24 protein-coding genes and 11 tRNA genes are annotated in these 24,090 nt (G+C 50.9%); 10 read left to right on the top strand and 25 right to left on the bottom strand.

Going from position 1 to position 24,090, the window contains the following annotated elements:
- The first annotated feature begins 68 nt into the window (after nucleotides 1-68).
- Nucleotides 69-566 carry a RadC family protein gene (gene radC / locus HZU72_RS19370; protein ID WP_027959660.1) on the top strand — a complete coding sequence of 166 codons (498 nt, stop codon included), beginning with the start codon at nucleotides 69-71 and terminating at the stop codon, nucleotides 564-566.
- 213 nt (nucleotides 567-779) lie between these two features.
- Here radC and HZU72_RS19365 read toward each other — a convergent pair whose 3' ends face one another.
- The 21 genes from HZU72_RS19365 to HZU72_RS19265 all read right to left on the bottom strand — a co-directional run bounded on the left by HZU72_RS19365 (nucleotide 780) and on the right by HZU72_RS19265 (nucleotide 12,670).
- Entirely contained in the window at nucleotides 780-1,055 is a 276-nt protein-coding gene (locus tag HZU72_RS19365; RefSeq protein WP_027959661.1) for a hypothetical protein, read from the bottom strand.
- 110 nt (nucleotides 1,056-1,165) lie between these two features.
- A complete protein-coding gene (locus HZU72_RS19360) occupies nucleotides 1,166-1,669 on the bottom strand; it encodes a hypothetical protein (RefSeq protein ID WP_009288063.1) in 504 nt (167 codons plus the stop codon).
- A gap of 87 nt (nucleotides 1,670-1,756) precedes the next feature.
- A complete protein-coding gene (locus HZU72_RS19355) occupies nucleotides 1,757-2,623 on the bottom strand; it encodes a hypothetical protein (protein ID WP_009288062.1) in 867 nt (288 codons plus the stop codon).
- Between the two features lie 636 nt (nucleotides 2,624-3,259).
- Nucleotides 3,260-4,990 (bottom strand): hypothetical protein, encoded by a 1,731-nt coding sequence (locus HZU72_RS19350; protein WP_009288061.1) that lies wholly within the window; start codon nucleotides 4,988-4,990, stop codon nucleotides 3,260-3,262.
- A gap of 3 nt (nucleotides 4,991-4,993) precedes the next feature.
- Complete coding sequence (locus HZU72_RS19345) at nucleotides 4,994-6,115, bottom strand: hypothetical protein (RefSeq protein ID WP_138799992.1); 1,122 nt, start codon at nucleotides 6,113-6,115, stop codon at nucleotides 4,994-4,996.
- Between the two features lie 1,044 nt (nucleotides 6,116-7,159).
- Nucleotides 7,160-7,247 (bottom strand) — tRNA-Ser (locus HZU72_RS19340).
- Nucleotides 7,248-7,370: 123 nt separating this feature from the next.
- Nucleotides 7,371-7,880, bottom strand: coding sequence for a YiiD C-terminal domain-containing protein (locus tag HZU72_RS19335; RefSeq protein WP_180095057.1), 510 nt, complete (start codon nucleotides 7,878-7,880; stop codon nucleotides 7,371-7,373).
- Between the two features lie 2 nt (nucleotides 7,881-7,882).
- Nucleotides 7,883-8,443, bottom strand: a complete 561-nt coding sequence (locus tag HZU72_RS19330; protein WP_180095055.1) for a nitroreductase family protein — start codon at nucleotides 8,441-8,443, stop codon at nucleotides 7,883-7,885.
- 76 nt (nucleotides 8,444-8,519) lie between these two features.
- Complete coding sequence (queF, locus tag HZU72_RS19325) at nucleotides 8,520-9,353, bottom strand: NADPH-dependent 7-cyano-7-deazaguanine reductase QueF (protein ID WP_180095053.1); 834 nt, start codon at nucleotides 9,351-9,353, stop codon at nucleotides 8,520-8,522.
- Between the two features lie 48 nt (nucleotides 9,354-9,401).
- Nucleotides 9,402-10,175 (bottom strand): ABC transporter permease, encoded by a 774-nt coding sequence (locus HZU72_RS19320; protein WP_133733386.1) that lies wholly within the window; start codon nucleotides 10,173-10,175, stop codon nucleotides 9,402-9,404.
- Nucleotides 10,172-11,140 carry an ABC transporter ATP-binding protein gene (locus HZU72_RS19315; protein WP_180095050.1) on the bottom strand — a complete coding sequence of 323 codons (969 nt, stop codon included), beginning with the start codon at nucleotides 11,138-11,140 and terminating at the stop codon, nucleotides 10,172-10,174. The genes HZU72_RS19320 and HZU72_RS19315 overlap by 4 nt, the downstream gene beginning before the upstream one ends.
- A gap of 171 nt (nucleotides 11,141-11,311) precedes the next feature.
- A tRNA-Gly gene (locus HZU72_RS19310) sits at nucleotides 11,312-11,386 on the bottom strand.
- A 20-nt stretch (nucleotides 11,387-11,406) separates the two neighbouring features.
- Nucleotides 11,407-11,482: transfer RNA gene (locus HZU72_RS19305), tRNA-Glu, on the bottom strand.
- 103 nt (nucleotides 11,483-11,585) lie between these two features.
- Nucleotides 11,586-11,660 (bottom strand) — tRNA-Gly (locus tag HZU72_RS19300).
- 42 nt (nucleotides 11,661-11,702) lie between these two features.
- A tRNA-Glu gene (locus tag HZU72_RS19295) sits at nucleotides 11,703-11,778 on the bottom strand.
- Between the two features lie 103 nt (nucleotides 11,779-11,881).
- Nucleotides 11,882-11,956, bottom strand: a tRNA-Gly gene (locus HZU72_RS19290).
- A 42-nt stretch (nucleotides 11,957-11,998) separates the two neighbouring features.
- A tRNA-Glu gene (locus HZU72_RS19285) sits at nucleotides 11,999-12,074 on the bottom strand.
- 95 nt (nucleotides 12,075-12,169) lie between these two features.
- Nucleotides 12,170-12,244, bottom strand: a tRNA-Gly gene (locus tag HZU72_RS19280).
- A gap of 52 nt (nucleotides 12,245-12,296) precedes the next feature.
- A tRNA-Glu gene (locus tag HZU72_RS19275) sits at nucleotides 12,297-12,372 on the bottom strand.
- 95 nt (nucleotides 12,373-12,467) lie between these two features.
- Nucleotides 12,468-12,542: transfer RNA gene (locus tag HZU72_RS19270), tRNA-Gly, on the bottom strand.
- 52 nt (nucleotides 12,543-12,594) lie between these two features.
- A tRNA-Glu gene (locus HZU72_RS19265) sits at nucleotides 12,595-12,670 on the bottom strand.
- A 334-nt stretch (nucleotides 12,671-13,004) separates the two neighbouring features.
- On the opposite strand from HZU72_RS19265, the gene HZU72_RS19260 reads away from it, so the two are divergent.
- The 8 genes from HZU72_RS19260 to htpX all read left to right on the top strand — a co-directional run bounded on the left by HZU72_RS19260 (nucleotide 13,005) and on the right by htpX (nucleotide 21,520).
- Entirely contained in the window at nucleotides 13,005-14,108 is a 1,104-nt protein-coding gene (locus HZU72_RS19260) for a TRAP transporter substrate-binding protein (RefSeq protein ID WP_180095048.1), read from the top strand.
- 1 nt (nucleotide 14,109) lies between these two features.
- Nucleotides 14,110-14,619, top strand: coding sequence for a TRAP transporter small permease subunit (locus HZU72_RS19255; RefSeq protein WP_180095046.1), 510 nt, complete (start codon nucleotides 14,110-14,112; stop codon nucleotides 14,617-14,619).
- 3 nt (nucleotides 14,620-14,622) lie between these two features.
- Nucleotides 14,623-15,948 carry a TRAP transporter large permease gene (locus HZU72_RS19250; RefSeq protein WP_180095044.1) on the top strand — a complete coding sequence of 442 codons (1,326 nt, stop codon included), beginning with the start codon at nucleotides 14,623-14,625 and terminating at the stop codon, nucleotides 15,946-15,948.
- Between the two features lie 55 nt (nucleotides 15,949-16,003).
- A complete protein-coding gene (locus HZU72_RS19245) occupies nucleotides 16,004-17,590 on the top strand; it encodes a gamma-glutamyltransferase family protein (protein ID WP_180095042.1) in 1,587 nt (528 codons plus the stop codon).
- Nucleotides 17,591-17,727: 137 nt separating this feature from the next.
- Entirely contained in the window at nucleotides 17,728-18,126 is a 399-nt protein-coding gene (gene msrB / locus HZU72_RS19240) for a peptide-methionine (R)-S-oxide reductase MsrB (protein WP_180095040.1), read from the top strand.
- A gap of 83 nt (nucleotides 18,127-18,209) precedes the next feature.
- Nucleotides 18,210-19,166, top strand: coding sequence for a ribosome biogenesis GTPase YlqF (gene ylqF / locus HZU72_RS19235; protein ID WP_180095038.1), 957 nt, complete (start codon nucleotides 18,210-18,212; stop codon nucleotides 19,164-19,166).
- A 105-nt stretch (nucleotides 19,167-19,271) separates the two neighbouring features.
- Entirely contained in the window at nucleotides 19,272-20,519 is a 1,248-nt protein-coding gene (locus HZU72_RS19230; RefSeq protein ID WP_180095035.1) for a pyridoxal phosphate-dependent aminotransferase, read from the top strand.
- 95 nt (nucleotides 20,520-20,614) lie between these two features.
- Nucleotides 20,615-21,520 (top strand): protease HtpX, encoded by a 906-nt coding sequence (gene htpX, locus HZU72_RS19225; RefSeq protein ID WP_180095033.1) that lies wholly within the window; start codon nucleotides 20,615-20,617, stop codon nucleotides 21,518-21,520.
- A 75-nt stretch (nucleotides 21,521-21,595) separates the two neighbouring features.
- Here the strand turns inward: htpX and HZU72_RS24255 are convergent, their stop codons facing one another.
- The 3 genes from HZU72_RS24255 to pdxB form a co-directional block, all read right to left on the bottom strand.
- A complete protein-coding gene (locus tag HZU72_RS24255; protein WP_180095031.1) occupies nucleotides 21,596-21,859 on the bottom strand; it encodes a type II toxin-antitoxin system RelE family toxin in 264 nt (87 codons plus the stop codon).
- On the bottom strand, nucleotides 21,846-22,079 hold the full coding sequence (locus HZU72_RS19215) for an RH3 domain-containing protein (RefSeq protein ID WP_180095029.1): 234 nt from the start codon (nucleotides 22,077-22,079) through the stop codon (nucleotides 21,846-21,848). The genes HZU72_RS24255 and HZU72_RS19215 overlap by 14 nt, the downstream gene beginning before the upstream one ends.
- 111 nt (nucleotides 22,080-22,190) lie before the next feature.
- Nucleotides 22,191-23,339 carry a 4-phosphoerythronate dehydrogenase PdxB gene (pdxB, locus tag HZU72_RS19210; protein WP_180095026.1) on the bottom strand — a complete coding sequence of 383 codons (1,149 nt, stop codon included), beginning with the start codon at nucleotides 23,337-23,339 and terminating at the stop codon, nucleotides 22,191-22,193.
- Between the two features lie 84 nt (nucleotides 23,340-23,423).
- On the opposite strand from pdxB, the gene HZU72_RS19205 reads away from it, so the two are divergent.
- Nucleotides 23,424-23,705: a hypothetical protein gene (locus tag HZU72_RS19205; protein ID WP_022520413.1), complete on the top strand. Its 282-nt coding sequence runs from the start codon at nucleotides 23,424-23,426 to the stop codon at nucleotides 23,703-23,705.
- Between the two features lie 41 nt (nucleotides 23,706-23,746).
- Here HZU72_RS19205 and HZU72_RS19200 read toward each other — a convergent pair whose 3' ends face one another.
- The gene (locus HZU72_RS19200; RefSeq protein WP_180095024.1) at nucleotides 23,747-24,082 is read right to left on the bottom strand and encodes a glutaredoxin family protein; all 336 of its coding nucleotides are present in this window, start codon (nucleotides 24,080-24,082) and stop codon (nucleotides 23,747-23,749) included.
- Between the last annotated feature and the right edge of the window lie 8 nt (nucleotides 24,083-24,090).

The raw sequence follows: 24,090 nt of genomic DNA, 5'->3' as shown, positions 1-24,090 counted from the left end.
CAACCGATCATTAACGACATAGACGCCGGGGCCACCACCCCGGCGTTTTTTATTTTTTGGAGACAACCATGACACACGCCAAACTCAAAGCTGGGGAAGTGGCTGGTACCTATCACGTTACCTCGCCAGTGACTGAAAACGATATCATCACCATGGCCAAGCGCTTCGCAAGACGCAAACTCGCTAAAGGCCGCAAGATCACGCAGCCTTCCCAGGCGTTTGAGCACCTGCAGTTACTGCTTCAAGATTACGAGCACGACGTGTTTAGCGTGCTGTTCCTCGATAGTCAGCATCGCGTTATCCGTTTTGAAGAGCTATTACGTGGAACCATCGACGCGGCCAGCGTCTACCCACGTGAAGTACTAAAAGCCGCCCTTACCTACGACGCTGCGGCCGTTATCCTCGTGCACAACCACCCAAGCGGAGATCCCGAACCCAGTGAGGCCGATAGGCGTATTATTGATCGCCTAAAGGAAGCCTTGGGACTGATGGATATACGTGTGATTGATCACGTGGTCGTGGGAAGTGATGGGTGTAAGTCGTTTTCGGAAATGGGGTATTTATAGGCAACTGTTGGGATAAAATGGAACTGCCCAACGAGGCAGCTCTCGTAATCAGGCAAGCTTTATTTTTTGGTTAAGAGGGCAAACAGCCAAGAGCAGACTATCAGGTAGTACCAATATAACTTCCGGCTCAGCGGCTGACAAAATGGCACTGATTTTGCTAGAGCAAAAGCTGTGACGCTTTTGGCAGTTCGACAGCAGCCGATTTGATATCAATTAGTATATAGCGTCTCGGCCCTTTTCGGTGAGGAAAGCCTTATCATCTTTTTCTTCAAAATAGCCTTCTGAGATGAGTGTGTTGAGTGCTGGCTGCAACGCCTCTCGCTGTTTCGGATTAAAGCTCAAGGTTCTGTGCAACAAAACCCTTATTGGCAGAACATGCCCTGTATCTAGCCTCAAATCAGCAGCGAGAGAAAGAATATAGCTCTTCATTTCGTCTTCAGGAGATAAATCAGCTTCCCTTATATTTTGTTTCATGTCAGATATTTTCATTATTTCTCCTTACGGTATTTTAGTTGAGCATATAACGCTAAGGTTATGGGCGGCTTTGGAGCAGGGCCAAAGACGGCGCGTAGCGATCAGGCTGACCGCCAAATTATGGTTCAGACTGCTGTATAGTTCATGTAACGCATCACAAAAGTAACCAATAGGCTTAAAAATCCCAATCCTGCTAACGGCCCCTTTTCTGTGCTCGTTAAGACCATTGTTATCCCCCTAAATACTCCTCCTAATCCCAGAGGAACCAGCAACGGAAATACTATGTTCATTAGCGTTATTAAACCTCCAGCGACAAGCATCAAATACACTAACCCGGTGACAAGGATAGCCTCAGCGCGCCACTCACCGTTAATCGAGGAGCCAAATCTGAGCACGAAGTAAGCAAGTCCGAAAGCGATAAATGAGGCAATGATTTTTGGAAGGCTCACTTTCAAAAAAACTAGTGCCCCCGATAGGTCTTCATCGACTCTTCCTTGAACACCAGAAAAATACTCGCTTAGTACACCATTCATGTGCTCGCGCCACGACTTTGGTGTGAAATAATCCCACCCCATCATTACTCCCGCAGCTATTTGAAAATACAGAATTGTCAGCTCTTCAAACGGCACTTAAGCTCTCCTTCAAATATAACGCTACACATAAAGCCTATCGAAATGCGCGTAACGATTCTTTTCTTATATATATGATTGTTAAGTTTAATTTACTATGCCCTTGAATTGCCCTTCAAGACGCCAAACTGTTGATTCGTGATCTTCGAATTTACCACCAACTTCTAATCCGGTCTTACTAATAGCTACCTTTAAGCCAGCATTGACGCCAAAATCATCTTCGTAGGATACAGACAGGGAAAAATCCTGGAGACCATAATTTATTCGGCCTTTGGCGATAGACTGCCAAGTTGGTTCATGTTCATACCAAACCAAATCGTCAGGGATCGATGGTGTTACAGTTCCTGATAGCCTAGCTTCAAAAAGTAGTCTTGAGCCAGAATTTGATGATGACGAAGCTTCAGCACTTACATTACTTTCAGCTTCCCCTAGTGGGACTGAAATACGGCTAGAGAAATCTCTTGACCAACCGTTAACGTGCTCAACGCGAATTGAAGTTGCTCCTAAGCTCATAAGCAAATTAATTGCTTCACAAAACTTATGTTCAAAAGTTACGCGGTGAAAATCAGCCAAAGTGTAATAAACATTAGGCAATGCGGGATGCCCTATGTACAGGACACCATCACGAGGATGGCCCGGTGGAAATGATAGTAATTTTGCCGTCGTACTTCCAACCGGTAACACTAAAAGACCATTATCTCGTGCACGCCCCCATGCCTTTATAGCCTCGCGAGTTACTTCTGCTATAGTTCTACCTAATGGAAGAGGAATAACATCAAAAACGATCGCTTCAGTAATTTTTTTCCAATCAAGACCATCTTGACGAACTTGAACAGCTTTTCGTTCCTCCTGCTTCGCTGCTTCCACAATCACATCGTCAGTAACAACAATCAATTGTCTGCTCGAATAAGGCAGCTCCAAGAAGCAAGAAGAACTGTACTCAATGTGACTCATTTTTATGAGCTCCTATTATGTTTAATGCTCAACTTAGCGGCACCCTTGCAATGGAGGCGAAGCTGCAATGTAAAGGGCGTCTACGGGCCATCGGCCGCGTACTACAGCGACTTGTTACACATTGCTAAGAATAATGAATTTATCTTTTCCAGTAAAAATAGAGCGCCTCATAAATATCTCGTTGACCATCCATAGTTCTACTACGCCTTGAGATATAGCTCGATGTCTTCGAGTTGATCTTTGAATACGAAACACATGAGACCACAATTTTCGAGGCCGATATCTCGCTGATCTTGTTTTCCTTATTCAGATCAATCCCATCTTCTACCACGAAGCATGCCTTATCTGACGTAAGCATCTCCATTTCGGCTGAAATCCAAAGCCAAATGTCACAAGACATGCTGGGCAGGTTGTTGATCCCCACCTTAATGGCTACGATCCAAGCTCCATTCCTGAACAACCTAACTGGTAGAGCGCTTTAAATTTTATTTGCCTAATAGTATATTTTTGCTATAACAAACCACTCATTTACCAATGAGTGGTATTTGACTAATTTTTTATATCAGTAAAGCGTTTAGAGTGTGAAGTTCTTACCTCTGTGAACAAGCAAAATGTTCACACACTAGGTCTAGTGTATTAACCCAAAATTTCCATAGTTTCATCAATGTAATCTTCGAATTCACCGTTGTATTTTTCAAGAAATGATCTTTTTTTAGTATTATTTCCAATGCAAATTAGTTTTGCATTTTTATTGAAGTGCTTTTCGTTATATGTCGCAGCTGAGTTAGCATTGCTTTTAGAATCCGCTATAGAAACTATTAGCTGCTGATCCACTGAAGCATTATTCTTAATAAAACTAAGTATCTCATTCTTACTTTCATCTTCAAAGTCACCTTCGAATATAGCGTCAAGAACAAAAGGAAATACGTGTATGTATTCAGTTTTCTTTATCATCTCAACAAATGAAAAATTGTAAGCAAGGAGAGTTTTAAGAAGCTCCACACCTTGCCTAGGAAAAGCAGGAATGTCATACAACAAATAGAAACATTCATCTTCAAATGGTTTTATTTTTAACTCTGAAACATGCTTTTCAAATATAGACTTAAAGGTGTAACTAGCACTACGCCTTTCTCTTTTAACGATCTCGTCAGTCTTGAATTTGCTGAGCTTACCTTCAACTTCATATATTTTTGATGTGATTTCGCCTAGCCTTCTCTCCAATTGTACAGATAGTTTGACGCTTACTTTGTTATTTAACCATGATTCCAGCGTGACATTATCCACTTTGTATTCTAAAAGCTCATAGTATTCTTTTTCAACGACTTTTTTCTTCTCATTAATTTCATTGATTACAGAGTTTAGCATTCCCTGTGAATCTTTAAGATTTCTAATGTTTCTGCTTAACTCTTCAAGTTGTTGATCTGTGTCATTTAAGTCCTGAAGATAACTATACGTATCTTCTACGGAATGAGATAAATGTTGAGAACATGTTGGGCACTTTGTATCAGCTAAAATATCATTGCTTAAGCTTCGCTTGACTCTACGTAGAACCTTTCTGCTTTCTTCTAACAGTGTTATTTTGTTGCATAAAGAAAGATATTCTTTTTCTAACTCTATTAACTTTGACTTGTTTTCTTTGTAAGGCTTTATATATTCGTTAGTTTTTTCTGCAAACACTTCGTCCTTCATCTTAGCAAGTTTCAGCTTCTTATCATTTTGCTCTATCTTATGAAGAAGTCTAGATTCTGCTTCTAGATCCTTCTTTTCTTTTTCGAGTTGACTTTTCTCTAGGCGATCATAATTATTCCTTATGCCAAGGAAGTAATCAAAGAAATCGTTCTTGAAATTTTTAACGAAATCCAAACCTCTAAATGATTTATGCCGATAAACCCAGCCAACATCTTGCGCTATGTAGTAAGGTAAAAACATTGCTTCAAGTGAAGCTGGTTTGTACTCGTTGTCATATTCTAAATGCAGTGTAAAACCAAACAATTCAGACAAGAACGCTTTTAACTTTATGTGCTCTCTAGATCTGTTGCCGCCGATACCTATAAACTTAATAGGTGGCCTTTTCGCCACTTTTATAGAAACAATTTCATCATCTCTCACAATGGAAACTTTTTTTGAGCTAGAATTGTAGATGGTGAAGTCGAGTCTAAAAATCACACCTTCATTAAGAATCTCTGCAAGCTTTCTCTTTTCATCATTTATGCCAAATGTATAGAGAATCGCCTGTATAAAAGTACTTTTACCAGATGTATTCTTTCCATGAACTATATTGATACCTTCGGCGAATATAGTGTTGAAATATTTCTTTCCCTTGCTGCTATAAGCAAAGAAATTGTTATATTTTACTGAAACGGTCAATTTTTAATCATCCATTTTATTAATTGCTTCAAAGTAAGCAGCATACATCGTTGCTTTTAATGTTTGATCGTCCAAGCTTGATCTAATTTCATTATTAAATTTTTCAACTAGCTCTTCTATGCAGCCGTCTTCGCTAAAACCGTTACATTGAAGATAGTTTAACTTTACAAAATTTAGGATTTTCTGATGTTCAGCTTCATCCTTGCTTTTAAATAGATCAAAAGCCAAAATAAATTTCATTTCAAATGTTTCACGTTCGAATGGTTTAATCCCTAGCTTTTGACCAACTTCTCTTTTATGATCACGCCAGAATTGAAAGGCTTTAGATTTTGTTGTAATTATCTTTATGGCATTATTTATATCTTTGCTTTGTATCTGTTTTGTTTTATCAGAAAGTCTAGCAATGCTTTTTTGATTGTAAGTCAGTTCGATATCCTTAAAAAGCCTGAATATGGATTCTAATGCCGCCTTGGAATCACTAACTTTCCGATCAAAAATATCTTCAATTTTGCTTCTTAATTGATTCTCTTGTTCTTTATTTGTTCTATTAAAGTCTATGTACAAGAACTTCAAATTCTCTAGCTGTTCAAACAATTTGTCGTTATTATACGACTCATGTAATTCAAGCTTGGTAGTTATAGCGTTTTGTATAACTGGGTCTAACTCACCATAAATGACTTCAGAGTTCTCCTCGTTTACAGCATGAGCATAAGTTCTAGTTTGTTTTTTATTGTCAACGAAGCTATTTACTTTCTTTTCGAGTTGTATGTTTGTATTTGATGAGAAGTACAGGTCATGGCTATAGCTGCAACATTTTGGATATTCATCTATAATGAGCGATTTACCGACTTGGAGTATCTTGACTATTATCTCGGCAAGTTCGACACCGATTTTCCAACTACCATTGGATTTCTTTTTTGATTGATAGGTTTCTACTTTGACTGCTTTCCCATGGTCATCAAGATAGCAAAACAGTATGTCCTCCAAATGCTCAAGAGATAGGAAGTACTTCGCTCCATCAAATTTGCTTTGGTAGTTATCAAGTATAATGAAAAGAGCCATGTTTCTCTGCAAAGCAAAGCCTTGTTGTGCTCTAACTCCTGCATTTACGCTTTGATCAACCAACACCATTTCCTTGTTTTTTGCTTTAATTAATTACAATTAGTAGTTTATTCATAACACATATGATAAAAAATTTCAATAATTTCTTCTAGTATATGATGCTTAGTGGATGAGTGCCATTACTTACCGGAGTTAAGCAGTTAACATGCCAAAATTCCCTGCGCTGGTTAAGGCAACAGGGGTGAAGGCTGCTGCTTTTGGATCCTCACCACGCTGCTGTGCCACCACCGCGTATTTAATTTAAAAGCCACACTCTCAGGCTGCCTTTAAGACGAGCACCGAGTCCGCAGGATACTGCAAAAAGCACCTAGCCCCACAGATCGAGAAAGCTAAGCGCCCAGTGTGACGGTTGTTTGTGATGCCTATGGAATCGGCTGAAGCCAACGATTCTGTTAACCTCAGTCAGACTGACTTCAGAGGCTGAAAGTAGATGCACTTTTGCGTTAACAGTTTATTAGTGCGCATGCGTGTTTTTCTGGCAACCAAAACCCTAACAATTTACCTATAATGCTATGAAATTTATAAAAAAAATATCGACTTTGCGATACCCTTGCCGAAAAGGCGCACGCACATTAACATTGTCACTACCCTTTCAAAGTTGCGTATAAGCACAAAATACTTCCCTGTAAATCATTGTTTTAATTAAATTAACAAGATCATTTTTCAGAAATATGAACACTCAACTTACAAACCCAAGTAGAAAATCGCGCATTGTGTGCTTGAGGCTGCCGTAAAAACGTGGCTAATTCTTAAGTCTATTTTGGCTAAAAATCAGATGTATAGAAAACTCACAATTCTTAAGATGACATTAGCGTAGTCGGCAGCCCCTGTCACCCAGCATTTGTAGGTTTAAAGCTTACGTGGAACATATAGTCTTAGGTCTGGACTGGGTAATGAGGTTGCAGAAACTTAGATAGATGGATGAACTGTCCAAAGGCATCCCGTGCGTTACGAAGGGAGCCGATACACAAGTATGGGCTGAAGTATGGGCTGCTTAAAATAAAGACACAAAAAAGCCGCTGAAATCAGCGGCTTAATCTATATTCTTGGCGGAGGGGGAGGGATTCGAACCCTCGAAGCCTTGCGGCTTACACACTTTCCAGGCGTGCTCCTTCGACCACTCGGACACCCCTCCGCGTTTTGGCGCTGTTGAAAGGCTGAACCTTTCGCGACAGAACGGCGCATATACTATTGGCTAAGCCTCGAAATAGCAAGCCTTTTCCGGCTGACGAACCTTTAGGTTAGTGGCATACCCCGGTTATCGTTCAGACAATACAGCGTAGCTGCCGTTGGCTTCCAGGCAGAGCGTCTCGCCACAATAGAGCTGCTGGGTTAGCGCTATGCGGCCTTTTCCTCGCTCAGCGAGCTTGTTGGCAAGCTGAGTAGGGCCTTCTGGCACTGCTGGCGTGCATATCAGGCGGTAGTCACTGGTTACCGGCGCCAGAAAACGCTGGCTAGCCTCGGCAACCACGACATCCCGCGCAATGCCCCGCTCACGTAGCCATAGCGTTACCCAGCACCAGCCTTGCAGCGTCGTCTGCGCCGTCAGTGCGCCACCAAAGCCCGTGCCTTTATCGTTAAGGTTGGGCTCCAGCGCTAACTGCCAGGCTAGTGAATCACCCTGACGCGTCATTTCGCTAATACCTAACGCGCCCACCATGGGTATGGCGTCGCTCAGCCACTGCTGAAAAACGGCCAGATTTTCCGGCTGGCCTTTTGGCAATGGCAATCGTGGATGAGGGATGCCTCGCTGACGGGGGAGACTCATCGCTAGTCCCAACGTTCTACAAAGTCAGCAACATTATGCTGCGGTACCGGTTTATGACGACCACCCAAAGTGCCCAGATAGATAAACGCGACGACTTCGTCATCTTCATCCAGATTCAGCCCTTTGCGAACTACGGGGTCGAAAGCGTACTTGCCGCTGCGCCACATTGCTCCCAACCCTAAGGCGTGGGCGGCTAGCAGTATGCCGTGGGCGGCGCACCCGGCGGAGATCACCTGCTCCATTTTGGGTACTTTTTCAAGTTTGGGCGTGACCTTGGCGATCACGGCGATAATCATCGGCGCCCGCAGCGGCTTTTTGCGCGCCGAGTTGAGCGTTTCGTCATCGGCGCTAGGATCCTCCTGAAACTCCGCCTCGGCGAATAACTCGCCCAAGCGTTCTCGCCCTTCCCCGCTAAACTCGATAAAGCGCCAGGGGCGCAGCTCTTTATGATCCGGGGCACGTATCGCGGCCTGATAAATGGCGCTGAGCTGTTCGCCGCTGGGCGCTGGCTCCATCAGCTTGCCCATTGAGCTACGCTCGTGAAGCAGCGTGAGTGCGTCCATTGATGACTCCAAATCCAATTGTGTGAGGCTACTTTAGCACCGTCATTTATAGCATTGTCATTTATAACATTGCCGCTTACTGCCTTGCTAGGCGCAGTGGCGTGGGGGGCGTTAACCCTGGGGTTGCGCGCCAGGGACTGATATCCAACCCGCCGCGACGCACATAGCGCGCCAGTACCAGCAACTGCGTAGGCTTTGTCTGGGCCATTAAATCGCAGAAGATATGCTCAACGCAGTGCTCGTGAAAATCCTGGTGCTGGCGAAATCCAATCAGGTAACGCAGCAGCCCTTCGCGGTCTATTTTCGGGCCTTTATAACGAATCAGCACGCTGCCCCAGTCCGGCTGGCCGGTAACCGGGCAGTTGGATTTGAGCAGGTGGGAGTAGAGCGTCTCCTCAACGACCTCTTCCCCTACCGACAGGTGATCACTGCTAGGCGTATAGTCGCTTACTGCGATATCTAAATCGTCCAGGCATTCGCCCGGCAAGTGCTGTGGCGAAAGCTCTGGCGCATCCACATCAAACAGCTCGACACTCACTTCAGCCCCCGCCGCTAAGGAGAGATCATTAGCAAGCGTTTCCATCACTTCCTGACGACTATAGAAACGGGTTTGGTTAAAGCTATTGAGGTAGAGCTTCCAGGACTTGGACTCAATCAGATTGGGCGAGGCTGCTGGCAAGCGAAAGCGCGCCACGGCCACAATAGGCTTACCGCGGCTGTTCAGCCAGGAGACTTCAAAGGCGTGCCACTCATCTTCCCCCACAAACGGCAGAGCCCCCTCTTCAATCCCCAGCGGCACTCGATTAGCCGCGCGGGGAATAGGGTATAACAGCCCCGCGTCATACTGCTCAGGGTAAGCGGAATCGCGCCCTAACGGCGCGTGCGCTAAAGTGTCTGGGCGATGTGCCATTGTATAAAGCTCTCTCTTCTCAATCGGATTGATGCGTCTAGCAGCCTGCTAGCTGCGAATACCTTTGCCGCGTTCCAGCATCGCCAGTGCAATGCCAAACAGCACAATGATAAAGGCAAAAATGGCAGCGAGCGCCCAGCCAACGGGAATATCCGAAACACCTAAGAAGCCATAACGGAAAACGTTGACCATGTACAAAATTGGATTGAGCATGGAAACGCCCTGCCAGAAGTCAGGCAACATTGAGATAGAGTAAAACACTCCGCCCAAATAGGTCAGCGGCGTAAGGATAAACGTCGGCACGATAGAAATATCGTCGAACTTATTGGCCAGTAACGCATTAATAAATCCGCCAATAGAGAACAGCGCAGACGTCAGCACTACGACCAATACCGTGAGCAGCGGATGCTCCATGGTTAGACGGGTAAAGAACAGCGAAACGATTGTGACAATTAACCCCACGCCCAGGCCTCGCGCCATTCCGCCTAAAATAAAGCCGGCCAGTATCACCCAATTGGGCATGGGCGAGACCATCATCTCTTCGATCGAACGCTGAAACTTATTGGAGAAAAAACTCGACGCCACGTTGGAGTAGCTGTTGGTAATCACCGACATCATGATCAGCCCCGGGACAATAAAGTCCATGTAGCTGAAGCCGTCCATGTCACCAATCCGCGAACCGATTAGGTTGCCGAAGATAATAAAATACATCGCCATGGTGATAGAGGGAGGCAGCAGCGTTTGTGGCCAAATGCGGGTGAAACGTTTGATCTCTTTTAGCACCAGCGTCCACAGGGCAATCAATGTTTGAGTAGCGTTCATACGCGCTCCTCCTTCTTCTCAACGCGCTGGTCTATCGCCCCTTGACCACTACCTTCTACCATCGACACAAACATCTCCTCCAGGCGGTTGGCACGATTACGCATGGAAACCACCTGGATGCCCTGCTCACTCAATGCCTTGAAGACATCGTTTAAACGTTGCCCGCGATGCACCACGAGTGATAGCTGAGTAGACTCCAGCTGTTTTATCTCAAACCCGTCTATCTTGGGTATGTCTGTAATGGCTTCCGAGGTATCAATTAGGAAGGTCTCGGTATTCAGCTCAGCCAGCAGGCCTCGCACGCTAGTGTTCCGCACAATGTCGCCATTATTGATAATCGCCACATTACGGCACAGGCTCTCAGCCTCTTCCAGGTAGTGCGTCGTCAGGATGATGGTGGTGCCTTCGTCTTGGTTAATTCGTCGCATGTACTCCCACATACTGCGCCGCAGTTCGATATCCACCCCGGCGGTTGGCTCATCCAGAATCAGCAGTTTGGGGCGATGCATCAGCGCTCGAGCGATCATCAGGCGGCGTTTCATTCCACCTGACAGCATGCGCGCGCTGCCGTTGCGCTTTTCCCATAGGCCCAGATCGGTCAGTAGCTGTTTAGCTCGGGGCAAAGCCTCACGGCTAGTCATACCGTAGTAGCCCGCCTGGGCCAGTACGATATCGAGCACTTTCTCAAATTGATTGAAGTTGAACTCTTGAGGCACTACGCCTAGCTGGTACTTGGCTTTAGCGAAGTCTTTATCCACATCAATGCCGAATATGGAGACCTTGCCCGCCGTCTTTTGCACCAGCGAGCAGACCACCCCCAAGGTGGTGGACTTGCCGGCGCCATTGGGGCCCAACAAAGCAAAAAAATCGCCCTGCTGGACGTCGAGATCAATACCTTTGAGCGCCTGAAAGCCGTTGCCATACACTTTGGTAAGGCCACGGATCGACAATGCCGGTTCGGCCATGAACATGTCCTGTCAGCAAAATAAGAAGAGAAGGAGAAACATTAGGGCGCAAACGACTTTTTTCAAGGTGATTAAGAACACCAACCGTCAGGCACGCAAAGAATGACGCCCAGCAAGTAGCTAGCGCATCAGGAATAAAGAGAGATAACCAAATGAAAACTAGGAAGCGCTTGGAGCGGGAAAGGAGATTCGAACTCCCGACCCTCGCCTTGGCAAGGCGATGCTCTACCACTGAGCTATTCCCGCAACGCAAACAACATACTAGATGGCGTCCCATAGGGGGTTCGAACCCCTGTTACCGCCGTGAAAGGGCGGTGTCCTAGGCCACTAGACGAATGGGACTAAATCAAACCTGGAGCAGGAAAGGAGATAGACGGGGCGGCCTTCCGCCGGGCTGGCGTTCCAGCTCCCGACCCATCGCTTACCGATCCGGTACTACTAAAACTGGAGCGGGAAAGGAGATTCGAACTCCCGACCCTCGCCTTGGCAAGGCGATGCTCTACCACTGAGCTATTCCCGCTTATAGAACACTTGCTTAGCTTTTTACCTAATCTATCGTAAGTGGCGTCCCATAGGGGGTTCGAACCCCTGTTACCGCCGTGAAAGGGCGGTGTCCTAGGCCACTAGACGAATGGGACTAAATCAAACCTGGAGCAGGAAAGGAGATAGACGGGGCGGCCTTCCGCCGGGCTGGCGTTCCAGCTCCCGACCCATCGCTTACCGATCCGGTACTACTAAAACTGGAGCGGGAAAGGAGATTCGAACTCCCGACCCTCGCCTTGGCAAGGCGATGCTCTACCACTGAGCTATTCCCGCTTATAGAACACTTGCTTAGCTTTTTACCTAATCTATCGGAAGTGGCGTCCCATAGGGGGTTCGAACCCCTGTTACCGCCGTGAAAGGGCGGTGTCCTAGACCACTAGACGAATGGGACGCTATAAGCACTTTAATGCTTGGAGCGGGAAAGGAGATCGACTGGGCTGGCACACCAGCTCCCGACCCTCGCCTGCTTTTAACACTTTTAGTACTTGGAGCGGGAAAGGAGATTCGAACTCCCGACCCTCGCCTTGGCAAGGCGATGCTCTACCACTGAGCTATTCCCGCATTCCGAACCCTGACGACCGCTTACTCTAACTCTAGAAAGAAAAAGAATAAGTGGCGTCCCATAGGGGGTTCGAACCCCTGTTACCGCCGTGAAAGGGCGGTGTCCTAGACCACTAGACGAATGGGACGCTATAAGCACTTTAATGCTTGGAGCGGGAAAGGAGATCGACTGGGCTGGCACACCAGCTCCCGACCCTCGCCTGCTTTTAACACTTTTAGTACTTGGAGCGGGAAAGGAGATTCGAACTCCCGACCCTCGCCTTGGCAAGGCGATGCTCTACCACTGAGCTATTCCCGCATTCCGAACCCTGACGACCGCTTACTCTAACTCTAGAAAGAAAAAGAATAAGTGGCGTCCCATAGGGGGTTCGAACCCCTGTTACCGCCGTGAAAGGGCGGTGTCCTAGACCACTAGACGAATGGGACGTTGCATTGCCTCGTCGAGGTGGCGCGTATGTTACTCAGACCTTATTGAGCTGTCAAGCACCCTGCCTTCACCAAACTAACTGACACGCTTTCAATTACCTACCTCTACGTCCAACTTTTGCGAAGCCAGTATGCACACCGAGGGTGCCCCTGGACACTCATTCGGCGCCATAACGGTGCAAACGTTTATTTTTCTTATACTTAACCTTTTCATTAGAGACCGACAAAATCCTTAAAAATCTTTTATTTAAAATAAAATCGATTTTTATGGCACACCCCTTGCTACTTCATTGTGTTCCCTGGCTGACCAATTCCACCATTAATGAGGTGTGCTATGTCCTTATCCCGTCGCAAGTTTCTCACCACAGCTGCCGTCTCCTCCACGGCAGGCCTTGTATTGGGCGCCCCGTCTATCGCCCGTGCGCAGTCCGCCGAGAGCTTCAACTGGCGTATGACCAATGCCTACCCGCCCGGCTCGCCCTTTTACGTGGAAGGCCCTGGCAGCCCTACTGACGTGATCGCCAAAATCAACGCCATGTCCGGCGGAAGACTCAATATTCAGCATTTTTCATCCGGCGAGCTGATTCCAGCCTTTGAAGGCTTTGAAGCAGTTCAAAGCGGCACCATCGAAATGAATGCCGCCAATAGCTACTTCTGGTCCGGCACCACCTTTGCCGCTCAGTACTTCACTACCGTTCCGTTTGGTATGAGCTTTATGGGCCATATGGCGTGGCTTTACCACGGCGGCGGTTTGGAGCTTTGGCACGAAGTGTATGAGCCCTACGGCATGGTGGCCTTCCCGCTGAATAATACCGGCGTGCAAATGACCGGCTGGTTCCGCGAACCGATCGAGGATATTAGCCAGCTCAACGGGCTGCGCATGCGCGTTCCTGGCTTGGCGGGCCAGGTTTACTCTTCGCTTGGCGTGGATGCCCGCGTACTGCCCGGTGGTGAGATATTCCCAGCGCTGGAGCGTGGCGTGATTGATGCAGCCGAGTTTGTGGGGCCTTTCCAAGACCGCCGTATGGGGCTACACAACGCTGCCAAGTTCTACCACACCACCGGCTGGCACGAACCTTCAACCACGGGTGAACTGCTTATCTCGAAAACCCACTGGGATAGTCTGCCAGAAGATCTGCAGATGATTGTCAAAACCGCCTGTATGGCCGCCTGCTTGGAGAGTGTGACCTGGTCTGAAGCGGTCAATGGCGAGGCCATGACAGATCTAGTGGAGAACGAAGGCGTCACTGCCAGCATGCTTCCCACCCCCGTTATCGATGCGCTGCGCGAAGCCACTCAAGACACCCTGGCGACAGAGGCCAACGCCGACCCGCTGGTACGCAAAGTGCACGATAGCTACATGGCGTTTAAAGCCAATCATGACCGCTGGGCGGGCGCCAGTGAGCGTGCTTGGTTAAACGATATTATCGGAGTCTGATATGCGCGCCGTGGCATTTGTTGTCCACGGGGTCGAGGCGGTGGTTCGGTTATTTGGCTGGATCGCCGCCTGGACTTGCGTGGTATTAGTCGGGCTCGTCGCTGGCGACGTATTGATGCGCTATGTGTTCAGCGTAGGAGCAGTATGGCTGCAGGAACTGCAGTGGCACCTGATCTCGCCTATTGCGCTGTTTGGCATGTCGTATTTGCTGTTGATGGGTGAGCAAGTGCGCGTAGATGTTTTCTACGAGCGTTTCCCCGCAGGCCTGCAGCGGGTGATCGAAGTGATCGGCGGACTCTTGCTGCTGGTGATGGGGCTGTATATCGCCTGGCTAACACTGCCCTGGATCGCCCAGTCGTTCGCTCGGGGTGAAGCGTCACCCAACCCCGGTGGCCTGCCTCTACGCTGGCTACTCAAGTCGCTCATTCCATTCGGCTTTGTCCTTCTCGCGCTGCAAGGGCTGGCCCACGCGCTGCGTCAGGCTTTCGCCCTACCCACACGAGGTGAATAACGCATGTCTCCCAATGAATGGCTCGCGATCGGCATGATCGTGGCTTTTTTTGTGTTCCTGCTGATAGGTATTCCGGTAGGCATTAGTATCGCGGCGACGGCCTTTTTCTTTGGCTACATTGGCTTTGGGCCAATGCTGTTTAACCTGCTGCCATCACGTATTTACGGCGTAGTAACCAATTACACCTTTATGGCCATACCGCTATTTGTGTTTATGGGGGTGATGCTGGAGAAGTCGAAGTTGGCCGAGGAGTTGATCGATGTTATCGGCCACCTGTTTGGCGGCCTCTCGGGCGGCATGGGCGTAGCGATCATTCTCGTTGGCGTGCTGTTAGGCGCCGCCACGGGAATTGTGGGCGCCACTATCGTTACCCTTGGCCTGCTAACGCTACCGACGCTGCTACGCCGCGGCTACCCTAAAACCCTGGCCACCGGGATGATCTGCGCTTCCGGCACCTTGGGTCAGATTATTCCACCCAGCCTGGTGCTGATTCTGCTGGCGGAAATTTTGGGTGAATCGGTCGGTACGATGTTCGCCGCCGCCATGGTGCCGGGACTAACCCTGGCGGCGGTGTATATTATTGCCATTCTGGTGATCGCCAAGCTCTACCCCAACTTAATGCCGCCTATTCCTGCCGAGGAGCGAGCAGAAATGAGCCGGGGTCAGTTGATACGCAAAGTGATTACCGTGGTAGGCCCGCCAGTGGGGTTGGTGTTTGCGGTATTAGGCTCGATTATTGGCGGCATTGCCGCGCCTACTGAAGCGGCCTCCATGGGTGCGCTAGGAGCATTGCTAATTGTGACCTGCTCGGGGCGGTTAACCTTTGCGCTACTCAAAGAAGTTGCCCAGGCCACGCTGGTGATCTCGGCCATGGTGTTCTTTATTTTGATCAGCGCCCAGGTATTTGGCCTGGCATTTCGCGGCTTGGGCGGCGAGCATTTGGTTGCCCGTATGTTCGACTGGGTGCCCGGTGGCGAATTAGGCGCGATGCTGTTTATGCTGCTACTGATGTTTGTGCTGGGTTTCTTTCTGGAGTGGATTGAGATCAGCTATATTGCCCTACCGCTATTTTTACCCTTCTTTGTGCAGATGGGCGTCGATATGGTGTGGCTGGGCATTCTGGTGGGACTAGTGCTACAAACATCGTTTCTTACCCCACCCTTTGGCTGGTCGCTGTTTTTCCTCAAGGGTGTAGCGCCGAAAGAAGTCTCGACGCTGGATATTTATAAAGGCGCCCTACCGTTTATCGGCTTACAGTTTGTCGCCGTCGCGCTGGTATTTATCTTTCCCAGCATTGCTACCTGGTTGCCCGAAGCCATTGGCTGGTAACGTCTTGCTCTAGCATTTATTTAACAACTATTTACTTAATAACAAGGATTCAAAGATGCTCCACACCCAACGTAGTTACGGCGGCAGCTGCGTCGCTCCTCATCACCTAGCTGCCAGCGCCGGGCGAGATGTGCTTAAACAGGGTGGTAACGCGGTGGAAGCCATGGTCGCAGCCGCTGCTGCCATTGCGGTGGTCTACCCGCATATGAACGCCCTGGGTGGCGATGGATTCTGGCTCATTCATGAGCCGGGCAAAGCGCCCATCGCCATTGACGCCTGCGGCCCTGCGGCAGGGCTTGCCAGCGCAGACTTCTACGCCGGTGAAACGCAGATTCCCGAGCGCGGCCCTAAAGCCGCCCTCACCATGGCCGGTACCATTGGCGGTTGGCATGAAGCGCTGAACGTGGCGTCAGCATGGGGTAAGCAGTTGCCTCTCACCACGCTACTGGCCGACGCCATTTATCATGCCGAGGGGGGTGTTGCGGTCTCCCAAAGCCAGGAAGCGCTTACCGCCAAACACGTTGAGCGCCTGTCTCAAAGTCCTGGCTTTAGTGACGCCTTGCTGCTTAACGGTCAAGTACCGCGTGAGGGTAAGCGGCTGCGTCAGCCGCGCCTGGCCGCGACACTTAAGCGCTTGGCAGAAGCGGGGTTAGACGACTTCTACCGCGGCGAGCTGGCCGCTAGCATGGCGCGAGATTTAGAGGCGGTGGGCAGCCCACTATGCCTGGCAGACTTCCATGCTTACCGCGCCCAGCGCGTCACACCGCTGGAAGTCACCCTGCAGGATACCACGCTGTATAACCTACCTGCGCCGACCCAGGGCATGGCATCGTTAATGATTTTAGGCATTTACGAACGCTTAAAAGCCGCCGAGCCAAACGGTTTTGAACACCTGCACGGGCTCATCGAAGCGACCAAGCGCGCCTTTATCCTGCGCGACCAAAACGTCACCGACCCCGGCCGCGTACCCACCCCGCTGCAGGAATTACTCAGCAAAGAGAATATTGGCCGGGAGGCGGCTCAAATCGACCCACAACATGCCCTGCCCTGGCCACACGAACCTGCCCCTGGCGACACCATTTGGATGGGCACCGTGGATAGCGAAGGGCGTGCGGTGAGCTTTATCCAGAGTATCTACTGGGAATTCGGAAGTGGCGTAGTGCTGCCAGAAAGCGGTGTGCTGTGGCAAAACCGCGGCATCAGCTTTTCGCTTAACCCCGACGACCTGCGCGGCTTAGCCCCTGGACGTCAACCTTTCCACACTCTTAACCCGGCGCTTGCCAAGTTTAACGATGGCCGCACTATGGTTTACGGCACCATGGGCGGTGAGGGCCAGCCGCAAACCCAGGCAGCGGTATTTTCGCGCTACGCGCTGCACGGCATGCCGCTGCAGCAGGCGATCACGGCCCCTCGCTGGCTGCTGGGGCGCACCTGGGGCGAAACCAGCACGAACCTAAAGCTCGAAGCGCGTTTTGACGACGCCTTAGTGGCCGCGTTGGCAACGGCAGGCCACGATGTGGAAGTGCTGCCCGAGGCATTCAGTGACACCATGGGCCATGCAGGCGGTATTGTGCACCACCCGGATGGGTTGATAGAGAGCGCCCACGACCCGCGCAGTAACGGCGGCGCGGCTAGCGTATAGCGCTTACACTGGCACAGCGATGTATAATCGCCCATGCTGAAACTCATGATGATCAAGTGGTGTCACTAGGCTAGTGAGTCCAAACCACACTTGGCCTCAGCGATGTAAGCGCAATGCATAAGGGAGAGGAACAGAGCATGGCGAAAATAGAAAAATCCCCTGACGAGTGGCAACAGCAGCTATCCCCCGAGCAGTATCGCGTAGCGCGTGAGAAAGGCACCGAGCGCCCGTTCACCGGTGATTATCAGGTGCGCGATGCGCAGGGTATTTACCACTGCGTCTGCTGCCACGCACCGCTGTTTGAGAACGAGCATAAATTCGATGCTGGCTGTGGCTGGCCGAGCTTTGATCGGCCGCTGGGCAGCCGCTGCGTTGAGGAGCATACGGATACTACTCACGGCATGCAGCGCACCGAAGTGGTCTGTTCTCACTGCGATGCTCACCTGGGTCACGTGTTCCCCGATGGACCTCCGGAGACTACCGGGTTGCGCTACTGCATTAACTCGGTATCACTGGAATTTCATCCTGACGAGTAATCAGCGCTAAATCCTCGCAAGGAAACCAGTAAAGCGGGTGCTACAATAGCAGCCCGCTTTTTTTGTGCTTGTAGGAGAGAATGATGCTCGGCTGGTTCCCCGGACATATGAACAAGGCCCGCCGCCAGATTAAGGAGGTGCTGCCTGAAATTGACGTAGTCATCGAGGTACTCGATGCACGTCTGCCCTACTCCAGCGCCAACCCAATGCTGGCCGAGCTAACCCGCCATAAGCCGGTGCTAAAAATCCTCTCCCGGGCAGACCTCGCTGACCCGGAGCGAACGGCCGAATGGGTGACTTATTTCGATGCCCAAGAGAATATGCGTGCCTTGGCGGTGACCACCACCAACACTCGCGAACTCAAGAAAATTCCCAAGCTGTGCCATGAGCTGGCCGGTGCCGTTCGTGCTGACCGGGATGTGCGCGTGATGGTGATGGGTATTCCCAACGTGGGAAAATCCACGCTGATTAACGGACTGGCCGGGCGAAAAATCGCTAAAACCGGCAACGAGCCAGCAGTCACCAAGCGCCAGCAAAAAGTGCGTATCGATGGGCGTGTGGCACTCACCGACACCCCAGGAGTGCTGTGGCCGAAGATTGAGGATCAGGCCAGCGCCTATCGTCTCGCCGCCACCGGCGCCATTCGCGATACCGCTATCGAGTACGCCGATGTAGCAATCGTTACCAGCGCAGAGCTGGCCAAACGCTACCCCGAAGCGCTCACCGAGCGTTATAAGCTCAAAGAGCTGCCGCCCTACGCCGCGCCGGACATTCCCCATGACATTGACGCGGACGGCCCGAAAAAACCCGACTTTCTTGCTATTGCTGGCTTCGACGGTAACGCCATCTTAAAAGATATCGCTGCCCGCCGAGGCGGCCTGCGTCCCGGCGGCGCCGTTGATCTGCACCGCGGCGCGGAAGTGCTGCTTCACGAACTGCGTGATGGCAAGCTGGGCAGGCTAACGCTTGAAACCCCGGCAGACATTCCTCCACCGCCCGTGCAAAACGACGAAGACAATCAAGCACTTTCCGACGCATAATGGCCTAATAGCTCGATAGCCTACGATGGCTTGTGGGCGCTGTTTTTAGACACTCATGCTTTTTGGACACTTTTGGGCCTCTAGCTACTTTTGGACAGACACCTCATGGATACCCCGCAGTCGCAAGAATCACAACCGTTAAAGAAATCTCATAAACTGCACAATGTCTGCTACGACATTCGCGGCCCGGTACTTGACCATGCCAAGCGCTTGGAAGAGGAAGGTCAGCGAATTCTCAAGCTAAACATTGGCAACCCTGCGCCCTTTGGTTTTGAGGCGCCGGAAGAGATTCTCCAGGATGTGATGCGTAACCTGCCCACCGCCCAGGGCTACTGCGACTCCAAAGGCCTCTACTCTGCCCGTAAAGCGATTATGCAGGAGTGCCAGCGCAAACAGATTCCCGGCGTGGGTATAGAAGATATCTTCATCGGCAACGGCGTCTCTGAGCTGATCGTGATGGCCATGCAGGCGCTGCTCAACGACGGCGATGAAGTACTCATTCCCGCGCCGGACTACCCGCTCTGGACCGCCGCCGCCCACCTTTCCGGTGGTCACGCGGTGCACTACCTGTGCGACGAGCAGGCGGAATGGACGCCCGACATGGCGGATATTCGTGCCAAGATCACCAGCCACACACGTGCCATTGTACTGATCAACCCCAACAACCCCACCGGCGCGGTCTATCCACCCGCCGTGGTGAAAGAGGTATTGGCGATCGCCAAACAGCACAATCTGGTGGTGTTCTCAGACGAAATCTACGACAAAATCCTTTATGACGGCGTCGAACACACCGCCACAGGTGCGCTGGCGGACGATGACCAACTGGTCATCACCATGAACGGTCTCTCCAAAAGCTATCGCTGTGCAGGCTTCCGCTCGGGCTGGATGATTATCTCCGGCACCTTGGCAAAGCTAAACGCTCAGGACTATATCCAGGGGCTGAATATGCTCGCCTCCATGCGCCTGTGTGCCAACGTGCCCGCCCAGCACGCGATTCAAACCGCGCTGGGGGGCTATCAGTCGATCAATGATTTAATCCTGCCCGGCGGGCGGCTGCTGGCCCAGCGCGATATTACCGTGGAGAAGCTAAACGCAATCCCCGGCGTTTCCTGCGTGAAACCTAAAGGCGCGCTGTACGCCTTTCCACGGCTCGACCCCAAGGTCTTCAATATCAAAGACGACCAGCAGATGGTGCTGGATCTGCTACTACAGGAAAAAATCTTACTGGTACAGGGCACGGCCTTTAACTGGCCAGAACCGGACCATGTGCGCATCGTAACGTTGCCCTGGGCCGACCAATTAGGCGATGCACTCGATCGCTTTGCCAACTTCTTGTCGCGCTATTGGCAGTAGCTTTTGTAGCCATGACTTGAAACTGCCATGAACAGCACGTATCTAAGCCATTAATCTAGTAATGCTTCGATGAACTTTAGGGGAGAACCTGCACCATGATGCGAATTCTGCTGTTTTTAGGCACCAATATAGCGGTCTTGCTGGTCGCCAGTATTACCCTGCGCCTGCTAGGCGTAGAGGGTTACCTGCGCGGCCAGGGCATCAACTTCACCAGTCTGCTGATTTTCTGCTTTGTGTTTGGCATGGCGGGGTCCATCATCTCGCTGTTTATCTCCAAATGGATGGCTAAGCGCAGCACCGGCACGGTGATTATCGAAACGCCCTCCAACTCTACCGAACAGTGGCTGTTGGACACAGTGGCTGAGCTCTCCCGCGAGGCGGGTATCAAAACCCCGGAAGTGGGTATTTTCCCGGCTCAGCAGTCAAACGCCTTTGCCACTGGTTGGAACAAAGACGATGCGCTGGTAGCCGTCTCGGCAGGCTTAATGAATCGCATGCGTCCAGAAGAGGTGCGTGCAGTACTGGCTCACGAAATTGGTCACGTCGCTAACGGCGATATGGTAACGCTGGCGCTGATTCAGGGCGTGGTGAACACCTTTGTGATGTTCTTTGCCCGGGTCGTGGCGCATCTAGTCGATAACTTCCTGCGCAGCCGCAGCGATGGCGAAGGCGGGCTGGGCTTTATGGGCTACTTCGCGGTGGTGATGGTCGCTGAGATAGTGTTCGGTATTTTGGCCTCGGCTATCGTCGCCTGGTTCTCGCGCTACCGCGAATACCGCGCCGACGAAGCTGGTGCGCGCTTAGCGGGCACCAATGCCATGGTCAGCGCCCTGGCACGCTTGAAAACCGAAACTGAAATGCCCGATCAAATGCCAGACACGCTGCGCGCCATGGCCATCACCAAAGGCCAAACGCGCTCGCTGGTGGAAAAGCTATTTGCTAGCCATCCGCCGCTGGATGAACGCATCCGTGCGCTGAAAGAAGCCGCTTATCGTCAGTAAGTTTTTCAGTAGCTCCATACGTTTAAGGCCCGCATCTGCGGGCCTTATTCTGTATTGGGTTTGACATCAGAAGCGTTAGCTACGCTTATAGACATGCTTTCGGTGCCCAACCTTTACGACAGTCACGATAAGAAGCTCATCTGCCACTTCATATATAATTCTATAGGCTCCCTGCCGTATACGATAACGCTCTTGCCCTGAAAGCTTTTCACTACCGATAGGACGAGGCTCTTCTTGCAGTTCCTCTATGCGCTGAAGAATGCGGGTAACGTCTTTGTTTGGAATTGGCCGAAAATCTTTGGAGACAGATTTCCTGAAGACAAGCTTATAATTTGCCATGGGCCTTCAAATCATCCAGCAACGCCTCATAGCTCATTGTTGGCTCGGATATCCGCTCCTCGAATGCGGCTAAATCTTCTTGATCCTCAGCCAGCGCAGCCCGAACAGCGTCGTTGACGATATCAGATAGGGAACGATGCGTATGCGCTGCCTTCAACCGCAGCGCAGCGTGTAACTGAGGGTCAAAATAGACCGTAGAACGCTTCGATGTTTCACTCATGTTGTTTTCCAAATCTCATGACGTCTTAGCACTATAGCGTCAGAACACCAAAGCGTCAAAATGACTCTAGCAACCATTTATTCCTGCCTGTAAACACCTACTAACTAACCTTTAATTATCCACCATCACACCAAACCCAGCCCCAAGCAGCATGCCCTCTAGCGCTACCGCCTCCCCTGATAGCTGCACATTGAGCGTGGCGAATTCACGCCGCAGCGGGTAGTTGGCGCGGCAGTCATCAAAGCCTTTACGCATTCCATGATTCAGGGTTTGGCGCTGGAGAGCATCGTGGTCGCGGCGCACGTCATACACCGCTCTCATACAGAGCCTTAGAGCATCTTCCGGGGGTAGTGCGTGCTGTAAATGCAGCGAAGCCAGCTCGGGCGGCGGGCAAATATCGGTGAGTGTTAGTCCACTAGGCTGCCCGCAATAGCGGGCTAGCGCCTGCTCAATCATCCAGGTGCCACGCAGCTTGCCATCCAGGCTATGCCCGGCAATATGCGGTGTTGCCAGAGAGACCAGATCACGCAAGCCAGCCTCAATATCGGGCTCTTCCTCCCACACATCCAGTATGGCACTGATATCCCCCTTGCCCGCAAGACGACTCCGCAGCGCTAAACCATCCACACAATCCCCACGCCCGGCATTCAGCACTACGCTACCTGGCGCCAGCTCATCAATACGCTGGGCGTTGAGTAGCTGATAAGTCGCGTGCGGGCCTTCGCGGGTTAGTGGTGTATGCAGGCAGAACACGTCACAGCGTTCGATCAGGGCGTCTAAGGAGTGAAAGCCTTGCTCAGGCTCCTCTTCGGCTCTAGGCGGATCACAGGCCAGCGTTGCCACGCCCATGGCGGTTAGCCGCGCCTGCAGCCGGCTGCCGACATTGCCTACCCCCACAATACCCACGGTGCGCTCGCTAAGTACCCAGCCATCGCGTTCCGCCAGCGTTAGCAAGCCGCTTAGTACGTAATCAACCACCGCTTCAGCGTTGCAGCCTGGCGCACTGGCGAAGGCAATATCGCGCTGAGCGAGCGCTGCCTGATCGATATGATCCGTGCCGATGGTGCAAGTACCAACAAAGCGCACGGGGCTATCGGCAATTAGCTGATCGCTGACCTGGGTAATGGAGCGCACGATGAGCGCATCGGCATCCTGCAGGTGGGCGACGTTTATCTCCCGCCCAGGCACGCGGGTGAGCGTACCGAAATGGCCAAAGCAGCGTTCGGCAGCGGGGATATTGGCGTCGATGACAAGTTTCATAGGCGTTTTGGTATCCGGGCTTTACAATACGCCCGCGACGGCTTGATGGGCAGGCGTGTTTAAAGGGTATTTAAGGAGAGTGTTGTGATCGTACGCTGGGAAACCAACCATGACTATGTGTTGGTTCATATTCACCAGGATATGTTTGGTGACTGGATTTTCAGCCGCGCCTGGGGCCAAATCGGCACTCAGTTTGGCGGTCTGAAACATCAGCTAGCCGATACGCTGGATCAAGCCCATATGTGGCTGGAGGACGAAACCACTATCCAGTCCTCACGAGGCTTTCGCAAGGTGCTGGAAGTGGCCGACCATACCCCCGAAGGCCAAGAAGCCATGCGTCAACTATCGCTACTGGACGTGATGTAAGTCACTCGAACCCGGCCATGCACTTATTAACCATGCACTTGTTAACCTAAAAAACGCCGCCCATGACGCTTATGGGCGCCTTTCGGCGGCGTAGTGTCTGGCGGTGCTGTAAACCCCGCCAGCGCGTCTTCATCCAGCCAGCCGCGCTCGCGCAACCAGGCACTTAATCGCTCCAGCTCAAAGCCACGATCCAGCTCATTGCCGTCACCATCCACCAGCACCGGTATCCGCACGCCGTAGCTCTCAACCAGGGCGTCGTCGTCGCTAATCTCGATGTGGTGCAGCCACACCTTTTGATTCGCCAGTGCCGCCACCAAAGCCTCTAACTGGCTGCATAGGTGGCAGCCCATCGTTGTGTAAAGCGATAGCTGAATCATGCAAAAGC

Source organism: Vreelandella sedimenti (assembly GCF_013416325.1).
Lineage (GTDB): Bacteria > Pseudomonadota > Gammaproteobacteria > Pseudomonadales > Halomonadaceae > Vreelandella > Vreelandella sedimenti.
The sequence above is the reverse complement of the archived record's forward strand: the minus strand, read 5'-3'. Positions and strand labels throughout refer to the sequence as shown.